Raw genomic sequence first — 14,916 nt, forward strand, 5'->3', positions numbered from 1 at the left:
CGTCGACGTGGTGTTCGTCCTCGACAAGGGCGCCGACACGGACGACCTCGTCGCCCTGCGCCGAACGATCTGCGCCCGGCACATCCGCAAGGCGTATCGCCTGGTCGTGGCGCAGGATCCCCCGCGCGAGCGCCGGCCGGCGGACTACGCTGCCACGGTCGAGGCCTGGCACGCCGCCCGGGCCGACCTCCTCGGCGGCCTGATCGCGACGAATCTCGGGGCAGGGGAGGTCGGCGCCTTCCTGGTCTGGGGCGATCCGGCGCTCTACGACAGCACCCTGCGCGTCCTCGAGCGCATCCTCGCCCGCGATGCCCGAGCCTTCGCCTATACGGTGATCCCCGGCATCTCGAGCGTGCAGATGCTGGCGGCCGCCCACCGCATCCCGCTGAACCGGATCGGCGGGGCCGTCCACATCACCACGGGCCGCGCGATCGCCGATGGCTTTCCGCCGGGCGTCGGCAGCGTCGTGGTGATGCTCGACGCCGACCCGCGCTTCGACCATCTCGATCCCGAGCTGACGATCCACTGGGGTGCCTATCTCGGCTCGCCGGACGAGCTCCTGATCGTCGGGCGGCTCGGCACCGTCGGGCCGGAGATCCGCCGGCAGCGCGCCGCGGCACGCGCCCGCCACGGCTGGATCATGGACGTCTACCTGCTGCAACCGCCCGAGACGCCCTGATCCCAGCCGGGCGCGGCGAACGGGCCACGGACGCGTGCGCCCGGCTGCGGTAGAGCATGCGCCATGCTGACCTTGCGACCCTACCAGCGTGCCAGCCTCGACGCGCTTGCCGCCGCCTGGAGCGGGGCAGGGGGGCAGCCCCTGCGCGACGGCCTGATCGTGCTGCCGACCGGCGCGGGCAAGGCGCTGGTGATCGCGGCGCTCGCGCGGGAGACGCTGCAGGCGGATCCCCTCGCCCGCATCGTCGTCGTCACCCACAGCCGGGAGCTGATCGCCCAGAACTTCTCCGAGCTCACCGGCTACTGGCCGGAGGCGCCGGCCGGGATCTTCTCCGCCGGGCTCGGGCGGCGGGAGGCGGGGGCGCAGGTGCTGGTCTGCGGCATCCAATCCGTCGCCGACCGGCTCGACGCGATCGGCCCGCGCGATCTGGTCATCGTGGACGAGGCGCACCTGATCCCGCGCTCGGCCGAGACCCGCTACGGCCGCTTCCTCGCCGGCCTGCGGGCGCTGCGGCCGGAGCTTCGCGTCGTCGGCTTCACCGCGACGCCCTATCGGCTCGACAGCGGACGCCTCGACGAAGGCGCGGGCCGGATCTTCGAGGGCATCGTCTACGAGGTCGATGCCGGCGACCTGATCGGGCAGGGCTATCTCTGCCCGCTCCTGTCGAAGGCGACGCTGACCGCCCTCGACGTCGCCGGCGTGGGCAAGCGCGCCGGCGACTACATCCCGAGCCAGCTCGAAGCGGCGGTCAACCGCGACTGGATCACCCGCGCCGCGGTCGAGGAAATGGTCGGCTACGGCCGCGAGCGCCGGGCCTGGCTCGCCTTCTGTGCCGGGCTCAGCCACGCGGACGCGGTGCGCGACGCGATCCGCGCGGAGGGCCATTCCTGCGAGACGATCTCCGGCGAGACCCCGCGGCGCGAGCGCGACCGGATCGTGGCGGCCTTCCGCGCCGGGCGGATCCGCTGCCTGACCTCCGTCGGCGTGCTCGCCACCGGCTTCAACGTGCCGGAGGTCGACCTCATCGCCCTGCTCCGGCCGACCCAGAGCACCGGGCTCTACGTGCAGCAGGTCGGGCGCGCGCTGCGCAACGCGCCCGGCAAGCGCGACGCGCTGATCCTCGACTATGCCGGCCTGGTGCGGATGCACGGCCCGGTGGACGTGGTCACCGCCCGCACCGCCGCCGCGGTGAAGGGCAGGGAAGGGCTGGCGCGGGCCAAGCCCTGCCCCGGCTGCGGCGCGCTGATCGCGCTCAATGCCTCGACCTGCGAGCCTTGCTGGATCGAACCGGAGGACGACGCGGCGTCCGCCAAGCACGAGGCCGCGGCCGACGACGAATTGCCGATCCTGTCCGAGCGCGCGGATGGCTGGCGGCCGGTCTCGGATTGGCGCTTCGAGCGCGGGGCGGACGGCCTCGACATTGTGCTGCGCTGCTCCGACGGCGCCCATCGCATCCGGCTCGCGCTGGAGCGGACGGGCTTTGCCCGCGACAAGGCGGTGCAGTGGTGGCGCGGGCTCGGCGGCGGCCGCGCGGCGCCGATGGATGCCGCCGAAGCGCTGGACCGCCGCGACGAGCTGGTGTGCCCGGCGTCGATCCGCATCCGCCCGAGCGGCCGGGCCTCGGAGGAGGTGGCCTGCCGCTTCCCCGACGGACGCATCGTCTCCGATGTCCGCCGCCTGGCCGATGCGCTGGCCGCCTGATGCCGAGGGCGTTCGTGACTCGGGGCAAGCGTAGAGGGCAGGGGGCTCGGAGCGCCCTCGCCCGGGACGACGCGAGCCTGGATCCGCCAGGCCTGGATCGCCGAGGCCGTGAAGGCGATCCTGCCGGATGCTGGCATGCCAGCTGGTTCGGGACCGGCCGAAGCCCCCTCGCCCCGGGGACATCGGCCTTTCATGTTCCATAATATATCTTATGCGAATAACGGATGTGCCCTTTAGGGGCGTGTTTCCGCAGGCGATCCCGGGCGGTCGGCGGCCGGAATCGAATGCGGTCAGCGCACCGTGACGCGCACGTCGGACTCGTAGCCGGTGCCGTCGGCGTTGATGACGAAGATGCGGAAGGTGTCGAGCCCCTCGAACCCCTCCTCCGAGGTGTAGGTCAGCTTCAAGCCCGGCACCTTGCGGGCGTTGCAGGCCGCCAGCGCCGATCCCACGCCGTAACGGGGAAACGAATCCGTCTGCGCCAGCTCGATCGAGCCGTGCCGGGGTTGCTCCAGGGTGCGGATCACCACCGGGCCCTGCGAGGAGCAGTCCGGGAACAGCGAGGCGAAGAACGCGATGGTGCGGGCCTCGCCCTTCGGCACCACCCGCATCAGCGGGAACGAGGCCGGCGGCGGAGGCGCGGGCGGCGCGGGCGGCGTCAGCGTGGTCGGCGGAATCGGATCGGCCGGCGTGGCGAGGGCCGGGCGCGTGCAGGCGGGAGCGGCGAGACACAGGGCCGCGAGCGCGGCGATCGGCAAGCGGGGCATGGCCGGGACGCGGGACAAGACCGGGAAGCGGGGCATGGCATCTCCTCGTATCCGGCCTGCAGCGTAGGGTGCGCCAGCGTCCGGCGCATGACGCACGACCGGCCGGCCCGATGCAAATCTTCGTGCGGTCGCGCAGCGCCCTCCGGCGCCCACCGTGCCGGAACCGGTCTCACGCCTCCAGCGGGATCTCGATGTGGAAGCGGGCGCCCTGCCCGCGCGGCGTCGCGATCCGGGCGTCGAGCTGGCGGGCGAGGTTCGCGATCACGCGCATGCCCAGGCTGCCCGAGGCCCGGCCGATGTCGAAATCCGCCGGCAGGCCGACGCCGTCGTCCGACACGTCGAGGACGAGCGCCGCGCCGGTGCAGGCGGCGCCCACGCGCACCTCCCCGGTCCTGTCGGGATAGGCGTACTTGATCGCGTTGGTGACGAGCTCGTTGACCATCAATCCCATCGGGATCGCCCGGTCGGCCGAGACCCGCAGCGGCTCGGCGCTGCAGCGGATGCGGTGGTTCGGCGCGCTGCTCTGCAGGTTGGCCGTCAATGTCTCCAGGAACTGCGCGAGGTCGATCTCGCCCGGCGTGGTGTCGCCCTGGCGCCAGAGCTGGTCGTGGACCCCGGCGATGGCCTCGACCCGGGTGCGGGCGTCGATCAGGGCGTCGCGCACGGCCGGGTCGTCGGCGTTGCGCGCCTGCAGCGCGAGCAGGCTCGCGACGATGGCCAGGCTGTTCTTCACCCGGTGGCTCATCTCGCGGACGAGCAGGTCCTGCCGCGCCAGCGCCTGCTTGAGCAGCCCCTCCGTGCGCTGCCGCTCGATCGCGCCGCCGAGCAGGTTGGCGAAGCCCTGCATGAAGGCGATGTCGGCCTCGGTGAACATGCCCTCGCGGGTATCGTCGACCTCGAGCACCCCGAAGGCGCCTTCGCGGTTCTCGATCAGCACGTTGATCGCCCGGCGGATGCCGTGCTCGGCCATGATCTGCGGCGTGCGGAAGCGGTTCTCGTTCTCGAGGTGGTTGGAGATCACCGGCCGGCCGGTCTTGAGGGCGAAGCCCGCGGGCGAGGCGAGGTCGGCGCCGACGCGGGCGTGGCCGACGACGTTCGGTCCCCAGCCGACGCCGGCGCGCACCAGCAGCATGTCCTCGTCGTGCAGGTGCTCCAGCGCCTTGCAGAACTCGGCGCCCATGCCCTCGGCGCAGAGTTCGGTCGCCCGCTGCAGCAGCGCGTCGACGTCCTCGCCGCGCAGGGCCTCGACGCCGAACTCGGACAGGATCGCCTGCTGGCGGAGGCGGTAGCTCAGGTCCGGATGGTGATCGCTCATGACGCGGGGAGGGTAGCAGGGATGGGTGCGGGAGGCGACGCGCGTTGCGGGCGCCCTGCCCGCGCCCGTTCCCGTTCGCGCCCCCTTCCCTGCCCCCGCCCTGCGCGCTGCCGCGCCCCCTGCCCTCGCCGCGCGAAGGTCCGTCCCCTGGCCTTCGCACCGCACGATCCTATCTGGTTTCATTCCAAGCTGCGCCATGCCCGGAGATCGCATGATACCTCTCAGGCTCACCGTGAACGGCACGGCGCGCGAGGTCCTCTTGGAGGATCCCCGCGTGACCCTGCTCGACCTGCTGCGCGAGCGCCTCCATCTCACCGGATCGAAGAAGGGCTGCGACCGCGGCCAGTGCGGCGCCTGCACGGTGCTGGTCGACGGCCGGCGGATCAACGCCTGCCTCGCGCTCGCCGTCAGCCTCGACGGCGCCTCCGTCACCACCATCGAGGGGCTGGCGGACGGCGACGCTCTGCACCCGGTGCAGGCGGCGTTCATCGCGCATGACGGCTTCCAGTGCGGCTTCTGCACGCCGGGCCAGATCATGAGCGCGGTCGGGCTGATCACGGAGGGGCAGGCGGGGACCGATCCCGAGCGGATCCGTGAGGGCATGAGCGGCAACCTCTGCCGCTGCGGCGCCTATGCCGGCATCAGTGAGGCGGTTCTGGCCGCGCAGGGCGCCGGCGACGGCGCGGCGATGCGGGAGGACGCGGCATGAACCTGTTCGACTACACCCGTCCCGCCAGCGTCGCCGAGGCGATCGCGGCGGCGCAGGCGCCCGGAGCGGCCTATCTCGGCGCCGGCACCAACCTGCTCGACCTGATGAAGGGCGGCGTCGTGACGCCGGCCCGCCTCGTCGACGTCACCCGCCTCCCCGGCCTCGACCGGATCGAGTTCCTGGACGACGGCGGCGTGCGCATCGGCGCGCTGGTGCGCAACAGCGACCTCGCCCACGATCCGCGCTTCGCCAAGACCTATCCCGCGGTGGCCGAGGCGCTTCTCGCGGGCGCCTCGGCGCAGCTGCGCAACGCCGCGACCGCCGCCGGCAACCTGATGCAGCGTACCCGCTGCCCGTACTTCGCGGATGCCACCTCCCCCTGCAACAAGCGCGCGCCGGGCTCGGGATGCGCCGCGATCGGCGGGGCGACGCGGCTGCACGCGGTGCTCGGCTGGAGCGAGCACTGCATCGCCACCAACCCATCGGATTTCTGCGTGCCGCTGGCGGCCTTCGACGCCGTCGTCGAGATCGAGGGCGCGGGCGGCCGGCGTGCGGTGGCGCTGGTCGACTTCCATCGCCTGCCCGGCGATGCGCCGGAGCGCGAGACCGACCTGGCGCCGGGCGAGCTGATCGTCGCGGTGCGCCTGCCGCCGGAGGCGGCCGGGTTTTCGGCCCATGCCCGCTACCTCAAGGTCCGCGACCGCACCTCCTACGCCTTCGCGGTGGTCTCCGCCGCGGCCGGCCTGCGCCTCGACGGCGACCGGATCGGCGAGGCCCGCCTCGCGCTCGGCGGGGTGGCGCTGAAGCCGTGGCGGGCGCGGGAGGCGGAACGCCTGCTCGCCGGCCAGGCGCCGGACCCGGATGTGTTCCGGAAGGCCGCCGACGCGGCGCTCGCCGGGGCCAAGCCGTCGGGCGAAGCCAACGTCTTCAAGATCGAGCTCGCCCGCCGCATCCTCGTGCGGGCCCTGACGCTGGCGGCCGCCGGCACGCCGGAGCGCCTGCCGGCGCTGCCGGCCTCGCCGTTCGCCGCCCCTTTCGCCGTCCCCTCCCCTTCGCCGGCAGGAGCCGCCCATGGCTGAGATCGCATTGACGTCCGCGCCGCAGCGGGCCCGCCACGGATCGAGCATGGGCCAGCCCCTGACCCGGCGCGACGGGCCGCTGAAGGTCACCGGCCGGGCGACCTTCGCGGCTGACAACGTCGCGGACGGCACCCTCCATGCGGCGCTCTGCGTCGCCCGGATCGCCCGCGGGCGCGTCACCCATCTCGACGTGGCGGCGGCCGAGGCCCATCCGAGCGTCGTCGCGGTGATGACGCCGGACAACGCTCCCGCCCTCGCCCAGCACCCGGACGACAAGCCCCACGGCTTCATCTTCCGCCTCGACCTGCTGCAGGATTCGGCCGTCCGCTACGCCAACCAGCCGATCGCGGTGGTGATCGCCGAGACGCTGGAGGCGGCCACCGAGGGCGCGCGCCTGCTGAGCCCGCGCTACGAGGCCGAGACGCCGCGCATCGGCCTCGACGCCGAGCCGCCGTTCACGCCCCCCGGCATCGGCGTCGGGCAGCCCCCGGAGGAGACCCACGGCGACGTCGAGGCCGGCCTCGCCGCCGCGAGCCGGCGGATCGCGGCGACCTACGAGACCCCGGCCCAGTACCACAACGCCATGGAGCCGCACGCGGCGGTGGCCTCCTGGGACGGCGACCAGCTCACGCTGCACACGCCGAGCCAGGGCATGTCGATGGCCCAGGGGCGCCTCGCCGGGCTGTTCGGGATCGCGCCGGAGAACATCCGGATCGAGAGCCCGTTCCTCGGCGGCGGCTTCGGCTCGAAGGGCCTGATCTCGGGCCCGCAGATCCTGGCCTGCATGGCCGCGCGCCTCGTCGGCCGGCCGGTCAAGCTGGTGCTCGCGCGCGCGCAGATGTACGGCCCGGTCGGCCACCGCGCCGAGACCCGGCAGAGCTTCCGCCTCGGCGCCGACGACGCCGGCAAGCTGACGGCGCTGGAGCACGAGACGCTGACGGCCTCGAGCCGGTTCGACGACTTCTTCGAGCCGGCCGGCGGCGTCTCGCACACCCTCTACGCCAGCCCGGCCATCGCGGTCCGGCACCAGGCGGTGCGGGTCGACACCGGCACGCCGCTGTTCATGCGCGCGCCCGGCGAGGCCTCGGGCAGCGTCGCGCTGGAGAGCGCGATCGACGAGATGGCGCTGGCCTGCGGCATGGACCCGCTGGAATTCCGCCTGGCGAACTATGCCGAGGTCGAGCCGATCTCCGGAAAGCCGTTCTCCTCCAAGGCCCTGCGCGAGTGCTACACCCGCGGCGCCGAGCGCTTCGGCTGGTCGGCGCGGCCGAGAGCGCCGCGGCAGACCCGCGACGCGAACGGCCTCCTCGTCGGCTGGGGCATGGGCACCGCGACCTTCCCGGCGCTGATGTTCGAGGCGCAGGCGAAGGCCGAGCTGCGGGCCGACGGCACCGGCCTGATCGAGACCGGCGCGCACGACATGGGGCAGGGCGCCTGGACCGCGCTCGGCCAGATCGCCGCCGACGGGCTCGGGATCGGCCTCGACAGGCTGACCTTCCGGATGGGCTCCTCCGACCTGCCGAACGCCGGCATCGCCGGCGGCTCGGCCCACACCGCCACCGCGGGCGGGGCGATCCACGCGGCGGGCCAGGCGGTGATCGCGCAGCTCGCCGACCTCGCCACCAACGATTCCGCCTCCCCGCTCTACGGCGCGGGCAATGCCGGATTCGTCGCCCGCGACGGACGACTCTTCCGGCGCGACGACGAGAGCCGCAGCGAGGCGTATTCCGACATCCTGGCACGCGCCGGACGGGCGAGCCTCACCGCGACCGGGAAGGCCTCGACCGATCCGGCGGCGGCCAAGACCTACGCCATGCACGCCCACGGCGCGGTCTTCGCCGAGGTGAAGGTCGCCCCCGATCTCGGCCAGATCCGCGTCACCCGCCTCGTCGGCGCGTTCGCGGCCGGCCGCATCGTCAACCCGCGCCTGGTCACAAGCCAGTATTACGGCGGGATGATCTGGGGAATGTCGTTCGCGCTGCACGAGCACGCGGCGATGGACGCCCGCACCGGCCGCTTCCTCAACGACAACCTCGGCGAATACCACGTGCCGGTGAACGCGGACACGCCGGCCATGGAGGCGATCCTGGTGCACGAGGACGACGCTCACGTGAACGCGCTCGGCATCAAGGGCGTCGGCGAGATCGGCATCACCGGCTCGGCCGGCGCCATCGCCAACGCGGTCTGGCACGCCACCGGCATCCGGGTGCGCGAGATCCCGATCACGCTGGACAAGCTGCTCGGGTAGCGCCCGCCGTCGCGATCCGGCAGCCCACGCCGGCGCGAACCCGGTCCCGACCGCCCTGCCCTCCCGGAGGCCCGTCGCTCAGCGGCGCGGCCTCCGTCGTCGTTCGGCCCGACCCGCGATCCGCAGGTCGCCTGCGCTCCCGAAGGGCTGCGGCGGTGCCGGCCAGCGTCTAATCCCGCTCCGTTCGACGCAGCGGACGGTCCGCGTGCGCCGCCGCACCCAAGTCGAAAGAGAAACGGATTAAATATAGTTTGCTATACTTGTGCATTCGCACACATATTCGTCGAACGACATTGGTTATGTTCTTCTCGTTGGCGCAGGGCGGCATGTCCTGCAGAAGAAAACTTCGAGAGGAAGGATTATCTCATGACGCGCATCGTTGCCTCGGCGCTCTTCGCCGCCGTTCTCGCCCTCCCCGTCGCGGCTCGGGCCGGCGAGGGCGGTGGCGGCGACCGCCAGCCGGCCGGCGGCGGCCACATGAGCTCCTACGTGAACGACCCCTACCACGACCCCCGCTCCGCCCATTCGCAGCGCAACCGCACCGGGCAGCTTCTGGGCGCACCGATGTATTCCGACATGCCCGGCGCCACCGTCGCGCGCCGCGACGTGGTCTCGCCGCACTGGGCGTCCGGAAGCGCGGCCCCCCGCGGCCGCCGCTGATCCGATCCGCCGACCGGCGCCGGCATCCGGCGCCGCCCCGCCCGACATCCGAGCCCGCACGGCCGCCCCCGCGCGGGCTCGCTCGCGTCCGCGCCGCGCCGCTCGACGGCAGGCGCCCCGCCGTGCCGGCATCGCAGCGATCGCCGCGAGTCGGCCCCCACATCGTTTCAGCGCAAGAGGATCCTTCGTGGACAACATCATCGAAGGCATCTCCGAGTTTCAGGACAAGGTCTTCCCGGGGCAGCAGGCGATGTACCAGCGGCTGGTCAGGGACGGGCAGCAGCCCAAGGCCCTGATCATCGCCTGCGCCGATTCCCGCGTCTCGCCCGAGCACATCACCCAGGCCGGCCCGGGCGAGCTGTTCGTCTGCCGCAACGCCGGCAACATCGTGCCGCCGTTCTCGACCGGCACCGGCGGCGTCTCCTCGGCGATCGAGTACGCCGTCGTGGCGCTCGGCGTCCGCGACGTGGTGGTCTGCGGCCATTCCGATTGCGGCGCGATGAAGGGGCTGATGAGCCCCGAGGCCCTGGCGAGGATGCCCAACGTCGCCGCCTGGCTCCGGCACAGCCACGCGGCCGAGCGGATCGTCTGCGAGGCCTATCCCGCCGACATGGACCCGAAGGAGCGCCACCGGGCGCTCGCCCTGGAGAACGTGATCGTCCAGCTCGCGAACCTGCGCACCCACCCGAGCGTGGCCGCGGGCCTCGCCAAGGGCCAGCTGCGGCTGCACGGCTGGTTCTTCGAGATCGAGACCGGCACCCTGCTGGCCTATGACGGCGAGGCCGGCCGCTTCCTGCCGCTCGACGCCCTCGATTCCGCCGGCGACTTCCCCGTTGCCCAAGGCTCGGCCGTGCGCATGGCGGCGCCGGAATACGCGCCGCCGCAGGCGGCCGCGTAGGGGCCGGGCCGATGCGACCCACCCAAACGCCCCCCGCGCGCATCCTCCCGGCCTCCCTCGCGCGGGACCTGCCGGCCTCCTTCGTCGTGTTCCTCGTGGCGCTGCCGCTGTGCATGGGCATCGCCCTGGCCTCGGGTGTGCCGCCCGAGCGCGGGCTGATCACCGGGATCGTCGGCGGCATCGTCGTCGGACTGCTCGCGGGCTCGCCGCTGCAGGTCAGCGGGCCGGCGGCGGGGCTTGCCGTCATCGTGTTCGAGTTCGTGCGCCAGCACGGGCTCGGGATGCTCGGCCCGGTGCTCGTGCTCGCCGGCGCGGTCCAGGTCGCCTCCGGCGCGCTCCGGGTCGGAGGCTGGTTCCGCGCGATCTCGCCGGCGGTGGTGCACGGGATGCTCGCCGGCATCGGCCTGCTGATCGTGCTCGGCCAGGTCCACGTGCTCACCGACGCCCTGCCGCTGGCCTCGGGCCTCGACAACCTCGTGGCGATCCCGGCCGCGTTCTTCGACTTCGTCACGGGCGAGGGCAACCGCGTCGGCGCCGTCACGGTGGGCCTCGCCACCATCGCGGCGATGATCGCCTGGGAACGCCTGCGGCCGGCGCGGATGAGGATGGTGCCCGGCGCGCTGATCGGAGTCCTCGCCGGCACCGCGGTCGCCGGGCTCGGCGGCCTCGCGGTCAAGCGGATCGAGGTCCCGGACGCGATCCTGTCCACCCTGTCGATGCCGGGGGCGGCGGAGTGGGGCCGGCTGCTCGAGCCGACGATGATCGTGATGGCGTTGACCATCGCCGCCGTCGCCAGCGCCGAGAGCCTGCTGTCGGCGGCCGCCGTCGACCGGATGCACGACGGGCCGCGCACGCAGTACAACCGCGAGCTCGGCGCGCAGGGCGTCGGCAACCTGATCTGCGGCCTGATCGGCGGCCTGCCGATGACCGGGGTGATCGTGCGCTCCTCGGCCAACGTCCAGGCCGGCGCGGCGACGCGGGCCTCGACGGTGATGCACGGGACGTGGATCCTCGCCTTCCTGCTCGCCCTCCCCTGGGTGCTGAAGCTGGTGCCGACGGCCGCGCTCGCCGGCATCCTGGTGGTCACCGGCTGGCGCCTGATCGGGCCCCACCACGCCGTCCACCTGCACGCGCGCTACGGCTGGCTCACTGCCGCGATCTGGCTCGCGACGATGGTGATGGTGGTGGCCACCGACCTGCTCACCGGCGTGCTGGTCGGGCTCGGGCTCAGCCTGCTCCAGGTTATTCCTACGCTGCGCAAGGGCCGCCTGCGGATCGAGCACGCGGCGGCGACGGAGGTGGCGGGGGTGCCGGAACTGCGCCTCTCGGGCTCGGCCACCTTCCTGCAGCTCCCGCACCTCACCGAGGCGCTGGAGCGGACCCCCGAGGGCGGCGAGGTCCGCCTCGGGACGAAGGACCTCGCCCACATCGACCACACCTGCCTGGAGATGATCGGGGACTGGGCGGGACGGCGCGCCGCCTCGGGCACGCGGGTGTCGGTCGTCGGCGGGTTCGGCCGGCCGCACGAGAAGCTCGTCGCGGCCGTGGCGGCACCGTCCAAGGACTGAGCGGCGGACACGCGGGAACGAGGGGACGGAACGACGGGGCCGGCATCGCGCGAGCGGTGCCGGCTCATCGCGTGCCCGAGCCCGCGCGTTCCGGCCTTACGCGTCCGCCGGGACGGCGGCATCCGCGATCGCGAAGAGGGGCGGCTGCAGGGCCCCCGCCTCCGCCACCGGCACCGCCCGCGCGCCGTCCGGGAGGGCGGGCCCCAGAAGGCGCAGGAAATCCTCGGAGGCGGCGACGTCGAGATCGGCCGCCTTGGCGCGGGTCTCGAGGCGGGCGAGGGTGTTCATCGCCGGGCCGAGCACGGTGTACTCGGCGCGCAGCCCATCGTCGAAGACGCCGACGAGGAGGTCGCCGGCATGGAGCGCGACGACGACGCGGAGCGGGAAGTCGCCGGCCTCGGCGCGGGTGCGGTTCAGGGCGGACAGCCGGGTGCGGATCGCGCGGGCGCAGGCCAGCGCGCCGCGGGCCTGCGCCACCGGGCCGCCGACCACGAACTGCGCCAGCACGGCGTCGCCGACATACTTGTCGACGATGCCGTCGTGCTCGGTCACGGCCGCATGCGCCAGGGCGCGGATGGCGAGCAGCGCGCGCACCATCGCCTCGGGCGGGTGCTCGCGGCTCAGGCGCGAGAACCCGCGGACGTCGAGGGCCAGCAGGCAGGCATGGCGCCGGCGTGCCGTTCCGAGGTCGCCGTCGCGGGCGAGCTCGGTCGCGACGCCGTCGGGAACGAAGCGGGCGAGCTGCGTGCGCTCGTGCTCGAGGCGCACGGCCTCGCCGGCGGCGTGGCGCAGGCGCGCGACCCCGTCGACCACCACGACGCTCGCGGCCAGGAAGGTCAGCAGCCCCGGCACCTGCTCGCCGAGATCGACATGCGGGCCGAGGAAGCCGGCCGGGTTGACGAGGCCGACGAGGATCGCGGCGCCCCAGGCGAAGACGACCGTGCCGGAGAACAGGGCCGCGTGCCACACGCGCATGCTGAGCGCGGTCTGCAGCAGCAGCAGGAAGGCCGGCAGCCGGCTCACCGCGTCGGCGGCCCCGCCATCGTCGGCGGCGCCCGCCAGCATGTGTTCGACGAGGACGTAGATCGCCAGCCCGGCGTTCAGCCCGGTGCCGGCCCAGGCGAAGCCTTCCGCGTGGCGCCCCTCCCCGCGCTCGGCCCGGCCGAACCAGACCGAGCCCGCCGCATAGAGGCCGAGGATGAACCAGTGGCTCAGCGCGTGCAGCGAGCCGTCGTAGACCTGCGCCGCCATCAGCAGCACGAGCACGATCACCACGCGCAGGACCAGCAGGCGACCGCCGGTGGCGCGCTGCATCAGCCGCAGGACGGTGTTCTCGTCCTGCGCGCGCTGTGCGGCCCTGTCGTCGAGCATGAGGCGGGTGCCCGCGCGGGTCGGGACTACCCGGCCCGGCTGAGCCGGCGGGCGCCGCCGAAGCGGTTGAGAAAGCGCGGCTCCTTCTCCGGCGCGATCCGGATGGCAAGGTGCAGCGTGCCGCCCTCCTCCATGCGCCGGTCGAGCACCTCGGCGTTCTCGTAGAGCCAGTGCAGGGCCGCGCCCTCCTCGGGGCCGAGGATGACCGCGAAGGTCGAGCGCGCGCGGGCGATGCGCGCCTCGATCCGCGCGGTCAGCGCCGACAGCCCCTCCCCCGTCAGCGACGAGACCAGCACCGGTGCGGCGCCGTCGCGGTCGTTGCGGTCGTGGGCCGAGAGGTTGGCGAGGCGCGTGCGCTCGCCCTCGTCGAGCAGGTCCGCCTTGTTCCAGACCTCGATGATCCGGTCGGCCGACATCTCGATTCCGAGCTCGCCCAGCACCGTGCCGACATCCTCGGCCTGCGCCTCGGAATCGACGTGGGCGACGTCGCGCACGTGGAGCAGGATGTCGGCCTCGATCACGTCTTCCAGCGTGGCGCGGAAGGCGGCGATCAGCGCGGTCGGCAGGTCGGAGATGAAGCCGACGGTGTCGGACAGGATCACGGTCTCGCCGTGCGGCAGCTTGGTGGCGCGGGCGGTGGGGTCGAGGGTGGCGAACAGCATGTCCTGCGCCACCACCTGCGCCTTGGTCAGGGCGTTGAACAGCGTCGACTTGCCGGCATTGGTGTAGCCGACCAGCGCCACGATCGGGTAGGGCACGCGCGCCCGGCTTTGCCGGTGCAGGCCGCGGGTGCGGGTGACGGCGTCGAGGTCGCGCTCGATCCGCGTCATGCGCTCCTGGATCATGCGCCGGTCGGCCTCGATCTGGGTCTCGCCGGGGCCGCCGAGGAAGCCGAAGCCGCCGCGCTGGCGCTCTAGGTGGGTCCAGGACCGCACCAGCCGCGACTTCTGGTAGGCGAGGTGGGCGTGCTCGACCTGGAGCGTGCCCTCGCGCGTCGAGGCGCGGCGGCCGAAGATCTCGAGGATCAGGCCGGTACGGTCGATGACCTTGGCGCCGAATTCCTTCTCGAGGTTGCGCTGCTGCACCGGCGACAGGGCGCAATCCATCACCACGAGGCCGATCTCGCTCGCCTTGATCAGGCCGGCGATCTCCTCGACGCGGCCCTTGCCGAGATAGGTCGAGGGCCGGATGCGGGCGAGGCTGAGCGGGATCGCCTCGACCACGTCGAGCTCGATCGCGGCGGCCAGCCCCACCGCCTCCTCCAGCCGCGCCTGCGTCGAGCGCGAGACCGGCGCCGGCCCGTGCGGCGACGCGGCCGCGGTGCGGCTGAGGTAGGGACCGATGACGAGGGTGTGGGTCGCGGCGGCGATCTCGCCTTCCGGCGCGGCCATCGCCTGCAGTCGGGCCTCGCCGGAGGTCAGCGTCTCGGTCATGGAATCCTTGAGCCGCCGCCCGTCGGGGCGGCGGCGTGATGCGTTTCGGAACCCCTCAGATGGGGCTGAGCAGCCGGCGAACCAAGATGGCGCGGAGCACGCTCGCGCGGACCGGGGGCCAGCCGCGCGTCAGGGGCGCCCGGTCACGCCTTCTCGGGGGCGGTCTCGTCCGGCTCGAACAGCTGCACGGGATGGCCCGGCATGATCGTCGAGATCGCGTGCTTGTAGACGAGCTGGGAATGGCCGTCGCGGCGAAGCAGCACGCAGAAGTTGTCGAACCAGGTCACCACGCCCTGCAGCTTGACGCCGTTGACGAGGAAGATCGTCAACGGAATCTTGTTCTTGCGGACATGGTTGAGGAAGGTGTCTTGCAGGTTCTGTGCGCGTTCGGCCGCCATCTTCTTGTCCTTTGTTGTCTTGGCGCCCGCCTTCGGGAGCGGGTTTTCGTTCTATCCGCGGCATCGATCCTGCCGCCGCAGCGCTGGTCT

At 73.1% G+C, this 14,916-nt stretch carries 13 protein-coding genes (1 of these 13 running past the window's edge); 8 read left to right on the forward strand and 5 right to left on the reverse strand.

What is annotated here, in order from left to right; translation table 11 throughout:
* Together cobF and MKK68_RS22655 are read left to right on the forward strand one after the other, a co-directional pair.
* On the forward strand, positions 1 to 679 hold the 3' portion of the coding sequence (cobF, locus tag MKK68_RS22650) for a precorrin-6A synthase (deacetylating) (RefSeq protein WP_244033004.1). The gene continues 80 nt to the left of window position 1, outside the view; 679 of the gene's 759 nt are visible here — the last part of the coding sequence; the start codon falls outside the window, past its left edge; the stop codon is at positions 677 to 679.
* A gap of 63 nt (positions 680 to 742) precedes the next feature.
* Positions 743 to 2,380, forward strand: a complete 1,638-nt coding sequence (locus MKK68_RS22655; RefSeq protein ID WP_244033005.1) for a DEAD/DEAH box helicase — start codon at positions 743 to 745, stop codon at positions 2,378 to 2,380.
* Positions 2,381 to 2,670: 290 nt separating this feature from the next.
* Here MKK68_RS22655 and MKK68_RS22660 read toward each other — a convergent pair whose 3' ends face one another.
* Positions 2,671 to 3,183 carry a hypothetical protein gene (locus tag MKK68_RS22660; protein WP_244033006.1) on the reverse strand — a complete coding sequence of 171 codons (513 nt, stop codon included), beginning with the start codon at positions 3,181 to 3,183 and terminating at the stop codon, positions 2,671 to 2,673.
* Between the two features lie 133 nt (positions 3,184 to 3,316).
* A complete protein-coding gene (locus MKK68_RS22665; protein WP_243946762.1) occupies positions 3,317 to 4,462 on the reverse strand; it encodes a sensor histidine kinase in 1,146 nt (381 codons plus the stop codon).
* Between the two features lie 211 nt (positions 4,463 to 4,673).
* Here MKK68_RS22665 and MKK68_RS22670 point away from each other — a divergent pair, with 211 nt between their 5' ends.
* The 6 genes from MKK68_RS22670 (at position 4,674) to MKK68_RS22695 (ending at position 11,624) form a co-directional block, all read left to right on the forward strand.
* On the forward strand, positions 4,674 to 5,171 hold the full coding sequence (locus MKK68_RS22670) for a (2Fe-2S)-binding protein (RefSeq protein ID WP_244033007.1): 498 nt from the start codon (positions 4,674 to 4,676) through the stop codon (positions 5,169 to 5,171).
* A complete protein-coding gene (locus tag MKK68_RS22675; RefSeq protein WP_243985717.1) occupies positions 5,168 to 6,250 on the forward strand; it encodes an FAD binding domain-containing protein in 1,083 nt (360 codons plus the stop codon). The genes MKK68_RS22670 and MKK68_RS22675 overlap by 4 nt, the downstream gene beginning before the upstream one ends.
* Positions 6,243 to 8,498 (forward strand): xanthine dehydrogenase family protein molybdopterin-binding subunit, encoded by a 2,256-nt coding sequence (locus tag MKK68_RS22680; RefSeq protein ID WP_244033008.1) that lies wholly within the window; start codon positions 6,243 to 6,245, stop codon positions 8,496 to 8,498. The genes MKK68_RS22675 and MKK68_RS22680 overlap by 8 nt, the downstream gene beginning before the upstream one ends.
* Before the next feature lie 366 nt (positions 8,499 to 8,864).
* A complete protein-coding gene (locus MKK68_RS22685; RefSeq protein ID WP_147729318.1) occupies positions 8,865 to 9,158 on the forward strand; it encodes a hypothetical protein in 294 nt (97 codons plus the stop codon).
* Between the two features lie 187 nt (positions 9,159 to 9,345).
* Entirely contained in the window at positions 9,346 to 10,056 is a 711-nt protein-coding gene (locus MKK68_RS22690; protein WP_244033009.1) for a carbonic anhydrase, read from the forward strand.
* A gap of 11 nt (positions 10,057 to 10,067) precedes the next feature.
* Positions 10,068 to 11,624, forward strand: a complete 1,557-nt coding sequence (locus MKK68_RS22695) for a SulP family inorganic anion transporter (protein ID WP_147729750.1) — start codon at positions 10,068 to 10,070, stop codon at positions 11,622 to 11,624.
* 96 nt (positions 11,625 to 11,720) lie between these two features.
* On the opposite strand, the gene MKK68_RS22700 is transcribed toward MKK68_RS22695, so the two are convergent.
* The 3 genes from MKK68_RS22700 to hfq all read right to left on the reverse strand — a co-directional run bounded on the left by MKK68_RS22700 (position 11,721) and on the right by hfq (position 14,826).
* Positions 11,721 to 12,995 (reverse strand): adenylate/guanylate cyclase domain-containing protein, encoded by a 1,275-nt coding sequence (locus tag MKK68_RS22700; RefSeq protein ID WP_147859538.1) that lies wholly within the window; start codon positions 12,993 to 12,995, stop codon positions 11,721 to 11,723.
* Between the two features lie 26 nt (positions 12,996 to 13,021).
* Positions 13,022 to 14,428, reverse strand: coding sequence for a GTPase HflX (hflX, locus tag MKK68_RS22705; protein ID WP_147843072.1), 1,407 nt, complete (start codon positions 14,426 to 14,428; stop codon positions 13,022 to 13,024).
* Positions 14,429 to 14,571: 143 nt separating this feature from the next.
* Positions 14,572 to 14,826: an RNA chaperone Hfq gene (hfq, locus tag MKK68_RS22710; RefSeq protein WP_066925253.1), complete on the reverse strand. Its 255-nt coding sequence runs from the start codon at positions 14,824 to 14,826 to the stop codon at positions 14,572 to 14,574.
* Positions 14,827 to 14,916: the final 90 nt, after the last annotated feature.

The sequence above is a fragment of the Methylobacterium sp. E-016 genome, assembly GCF_022829745.1.
GTDB lineage: Bacteria > Pseudomonadota > Alphaproteobacteria > Rhizobiales > Beijerinckiaceae > Methylobacterium.